Consider the following 4,925-nt stretch of genomic DNA (forward strand, 5'->3'; position numbering starts at 1 on the left):
CCACCGATCCCAGCAGATAACTGCGCCCGAGATCGGCCGAAACCCCTCCCTGATAGGTGGCTAGCAAGGCACCCAGCCAAGCGCCCAGTACGCCAGACAGCACAAAGGTCCCAAGTATCAGCCAGCCGCGCCGTACACCGGCCAGACGCGCGGCTTCGCCGTTCTGGCCCATCGCGTGCAATTGAAGACCAAAGACCGTGCGCGAGAGTACGATCGCCACCAAGACGAGCGTCAGCAAAGTGATAACCAAAACACCTGAAAGGCCGGCAATGCGCATCCGCAACGTCGCCTCGAACAGACCGCCGACACGACTGAAGCCTCCACTCTGGATGGCGACAATCAGACTGTAGATGATGTAGCCGGATGCCAGTGTTGCCACGATGGCAGGAATGCGCAGGCGCACTATCAGCAAGGCATTCAATGCACCAGCCAACGCACCTGCCATCAACGTGAGCGCCAACGATCCGAGGATGTTTCCCTGTCCCAGAAAGCCTGCAGACATAACATAGGCGCCGAAAGTTATGACGTAAGGCAGTGACAGGTCGAAATTTCCCGGACCGCTGGCGATCACCGCCATTTGGGCTATTCCGGCCAACGTTAGGAAGCCGGCAATGGTCGCATTGGCCAGGACGAAGGAAAGCGACAGGGATCCTGTCACCCATCCGGCCAGCAGCCACAAGGCGACCGCTGCGACCAACGCCCCCATCCAGGACTGAACCAGAAGTTTTCGCCAGCTGCTTACGGGTGTTTCAGGCCTCGGGTCGAGAGGTGTTGTCGTGATCGTCGATTGGCTCATCATACCGACCTCGAAATCGAGCGGAAACTCAGTGCGGTGATCAGCGCCAATCCGCCAATCGCAGTCGAGTATTCCGAGCTGATGCCAAGGAAGCCGAGGTTCGTCGTGATCAGCGATATGCCTATCACCGCCATGACGGCACCAATCGGAGCAACGAGGCCGCCCGCGAAACTTGCTCCGCCGACCACGACAGCGGCGATGGTAGCCAGGGTGAAGCTGGAGGCGACATGGACGTTGCCAGCGCCGGTCGCCGCGGTAAGAAGCAGGCCAGACAATACTGCGAAGCTTCCGGCGAGCGCATAAAGCGTGACACGTCCCGCAAGTGCTGAAAATCCAAGGGACACGTATGTCCGCCGGTTATGACCCAGAGCGCGTAGCCGGATGCTGTAACCCCAGCCCTGACAAATCCACAGTCCCAGAAGCGCAACGGCAATCRGGACGTAGCAGGCGAGTGGCAACGGCCACAACTTGACGTGAGCGACCGCAGCCAGCCATTCAGGCGAATGCCCGCCCGGGGTTTCGCGTACCATAAGCCCCAGTCCCAGCCAGACAAACGACGCGCCAAGTGTCGCCACGACGGATGACACGCCCAGAAGTTCGACAATCAGCGCGAGCAGAACATAGCCTGCGACCAGGCCAGCCAGCGCCAGGAGCCCTAGTCCCGGCGCATCGACCAGGTAGGTTGCCGCCAGAACGTTGGCGAGGCCGATCGCAAAGCCTAGCCCCAGGTCAATGTCACCGCCCAACAAGAACAACATCTGCGCCACCACGGCGAAGGCCAGCGGAATTGACGCCTGCAGCAGCAGCTCCAACCCGAAGGTGCTCAGCGCATTGGGTTGCTGCCAGAATGCCAGTGCAAACATGGCAATCATCAATATTGAAGCCGGCAAAGAGCGCCAGGCGATCAGCCGCCTGAGCGAGGCGCTGCGAAAGAGGCTTCGATCAGTCGCCGCAGCCATCGTGTTAAGCGGCGTGCTTGCACCGCTTGGATTGGTGAAAGACGCTTGGACAATGCGTTCTTCTGTCGCCTCAGCGCCACTGAGCTCGGCCACGACATGACCGCGTGCCATGACATAGACCCGGTCGCACTGATGAAATTCGGCAACCTCTGTCGAATAGAGAATTGCGCTACGACCGCTTTCCCTCACATTGCCCAAGATGGCATAGATCGAGGCCTTTGCATTCGCATCGACACCGCGTGTTGGATCATCCAGAAGCAGAAGCGGCGCTTCGCTGGCCAAGGCGCGACAAAGCAAAGCACGCTGCTGGTTGCCGCCGCTCAGGCTGACGATTTGCGAACCGGCACGATGGCTCAGTCCGAGCTCGGATAGCCAATTCTGAGCTGTTGTCTTCAAGGCAGAAAAATCCACAAACCCGAAGCGCGAGAAGCGGGGTGCGGCCGAGATTGCGACATTGTCCTCGACGTTCCACAAAGGCAGAAGGCCCTCGCGCTTGCGGTCACCGCTGACATAAGCCATTTCACTCAGCGACCGGATCGCGCCGGAAGTGCGACCCCGCGTGGCAAATAGAGTTTGCAGCAGTTCGCGTTGGCCCGCACCTTCGAGTCCGGCGACGCCCACGATCTCGCCCTTGCCGACATGGATGCAGATGTCGTGCAGCCGTGGGCCGGTCAGGCTCTGGGCAGTCAGAAGATCCTGCAGGACCGGACTATTCGTTTGTGGTTCGGCGGTATGATGCTGATCGGCGGCAGCCCCGAGCAAACCCAACAACTGGTCGTGCGTGAGCGAACGCCCATCGCCGTCAAAGTGCAACTGTCCGTCGCGCAGCACGACCACGCGATGGGCAAGTTTCAGAGCCTCTTCGAGCTTGTGCGTTACATAGATGATCGCGACGCCCTCATCCGCCTTACGGTGCACGAGATCAGCCAGTTGCTCTGCCTCGTGTGTCGACAAGGCCGATGTCGGCTCGTCCAGGATGACCAAACGCGTGCCTTGCTCTGTCATCGCACGGGCGATTTCGACCATCTGTCGCTCAGCCACTGACAGTTCCGAGACCTCTGCACTCACATCAATCAGATTGCCGGGAAAAACTTGCAGTCGTTCACGGGCGATGCGCATCAGCTCTCGCCTGGACGTCGCGGTCCTTTGATGGGAGGTCAGCGCCAAATTTTCGCCGACCGTCAAATTGGCGAACGTCGAGAGCTCCTGAAATACCCGCTGGATGCCATTGGCGCGCGCCGCGCCGGCGATGTAACTGTCGAAATCGATCCGCTGACCGTTGAGCGTCATGGTGCCCGAGCTTGCCGGAAGAGTGCCACCGATAATGTTCAGGAATGTTGATTTTCCAGCCCCGTTCGGACCCAGCAAGACGAGAATTTCGCCGGCGCGGATGTCGAGGCTGATCTCACGCAGCACCTTGTTGGCGCCAAAGCTCTTTGACAGTTCACGGACCGAGATGAGGACCGGTCCCTCCGACTCTGTTGCTTGCCTTGCACTGTCGTCTCTCACGCCTATCCTCCTCCCGAAGATCTTGTGCTTTTAACCCTTCAGTCTTTCATGGCAGGTTTCGATCAGTGGTCCTGTCCGGCTCTCATGCCGGACAGTGCTTAGGTCGTTCGTGAGGACCTGATCTGACGTTCCAAGCCATCGCTTCGGATGCAGCGCCTGTTACAAGCAGGCCGTCTGGCCACCGTCGACCGAAACCACCGCGCCCGTCATGAAACTGGCGTCGTCGGTGAGCAGGAAGGCGATGACAGCGGCAATCTCCTCCGGTTCACCCATGCGCCCGATCGGATGGGCAGCCTTAATTCGCGCGACCGCTGCCGGGTCCTTCAACATGTATTCGACAAGAGGCGTGTTGGTCATGCCAGGCGCCACCGCGTTGACGCGGATGCCCAGCGGTCCAAGCTCCGGAGACATTGACTTGGTGATACCGGATACAGCGAATTTGGAGGCAACATAGGGCAATCGGTTTGCCACGCCCATCACACCTGCGCCGGACGAGATATTGACGATGGCGCGCGGGCCGTTGTCGTGTTGGACGACTCGTACGAAAGCCTGGCACATGTTCACGGTGCCACCGAAATTGACAGCCAAGACGCGTTCGAGCTTCTCCGGCTCGACATCGAGAATGTTGGCAACGCCCGTAATCCCCGCACAATTGACAAGGCCGTTTAACCGACCAAGCCGCGCCCGCGTTTCTGCTGCCAGGGCCAAAGCCGCCGACTGGTCACACACATCGAGCACCGCTCCCTGGACACGCGCACTGCCGCCGAATTCCGAGACGATCTTATCCACGGCTTGGCTGGTTACATCGATGGCGACAACGTCCGCGCCCTCGGCATGCAGACGGCGCACACAGGCCGCTCCAATACCACTGCCAGCCCCGGTGACCATCACCGTACGACCTTCAAATCTATTCATTTCAGTCCTCCACTGCGACGCGATTGCCCACGTGTCGATCACGTCCCTTGTCTGCTTTGCGACGGCGGGTTGGCTTGCAAGCCTCCACTGCTTGCAGGTCAACGGTATTGGTAGCGCGTGGATTTTTGTCAACGGAGCGAAGGTGGAGGTTGCGGGCGCTGCGGCCCCACCTTGCTTGGTTAGTTTTAGAAAAAAGCGATATTTTGCAATGGGATAGAGACAGATTCGTTGCCGGCGCGCTGTATAGCCTACGATTATACCTGCTTTTTTGACCAAGCCGTTTTTCAACGCATAGAAGGAAGTAATTCTTTGAGGAACCCGACGCGCGACGAGGCTGCGAGGCATCTCGCTCATCGCGGCGGCTGGTCTGATTCCCCGTTTAAATCTCGTTTCGAGAGAGCCGATAAGACAAACAGGCAAGCAGCGCGCCGACCACCAGAATTCCTGCACTGGTAAGGAACGTCGCTTCGTAACCGAACGCGTCGAACAGAACGCCACCGATCGTCGCGCCCAAGGTGATTGCAAACTGGATGTTTGCAACCATCAGCCCTCCGCCTGCCTCAGCGTCGCGCGGCATAGAGCGTGTAAGCCACACACCCCAACCGACCGGCCCGGAGGTCGCAAGGCCCCAGAGTGCGAGAAGCATGGCGGTAGCGAAAATCCAACCGCCGGAGAGAGATAGCGCGATAGCAATGAGCGCCATAAATAGGGGAGCGAAAACCAGCACGCCGTACAAGGTCTTGTTC

3 protein-coding genes and 1 pseudogene are annotated in these 4,925 nt (G+C 59.3%); all 4 read right to left on the minus strand.

The window, feature by feature from the left end:
• Positions 1–796, minus strand: a 796-nt coding sequence (locus tag AC1D1Z_RS34025; RefSeq protein ID WP_477853211.1) for an ABC transporter permease, incomplete at its 3' end; no start/stop codon positions are given.
• Positions 796–3,264, minus strand: coding sequence for an ATP-binding cassette domain-containing protein (locus tag AC1D1Z_RS34030; protein ID WP_477853213.1), 2,469 nt, complete (start codon positions 3,262–3,264; stop codon positions 796–798). The genes AC1D1Z_RS34025 and AC1D1Z_RS34030, both read right to left, overlap by 1 nt.
• Before the next feature lie 159 nt (positions 3,265–3,423).
• Positions 3,424–4,533 (minus strand): SDR family NAD(P)-dependent oxidoreductase, encoded by a 1,110-nt coding sequence (locus AC1D1Z_RS34035; RefSeq protein ID WP_245458193.1) that lies wholly within the window; start codon positions 4,531–4,533, stop codon positions 3,424–3,426.
• A gap of 25 nt (positions 4,534–4,558) precedes the next feature.
• Positions 4,559–4,925, minus strand: a pseudogene (locus AC1D1Z_RS34040) (MFS transporter); the annotation flags it as partial.

It is taken from the genome of Rhizobium sp. P1_E1, from assembly GCF_056406015.1.

Coding starts and splice junctions, on each gene's coding strand:
- AC1D1Z_RS34035 (WP_245458193.1), bottom strand. CDS start 4,533: ATGAGCGAGATGCCTCGCAGCCTCGTCGCGCGTCGGGTTCCTCAAAGA.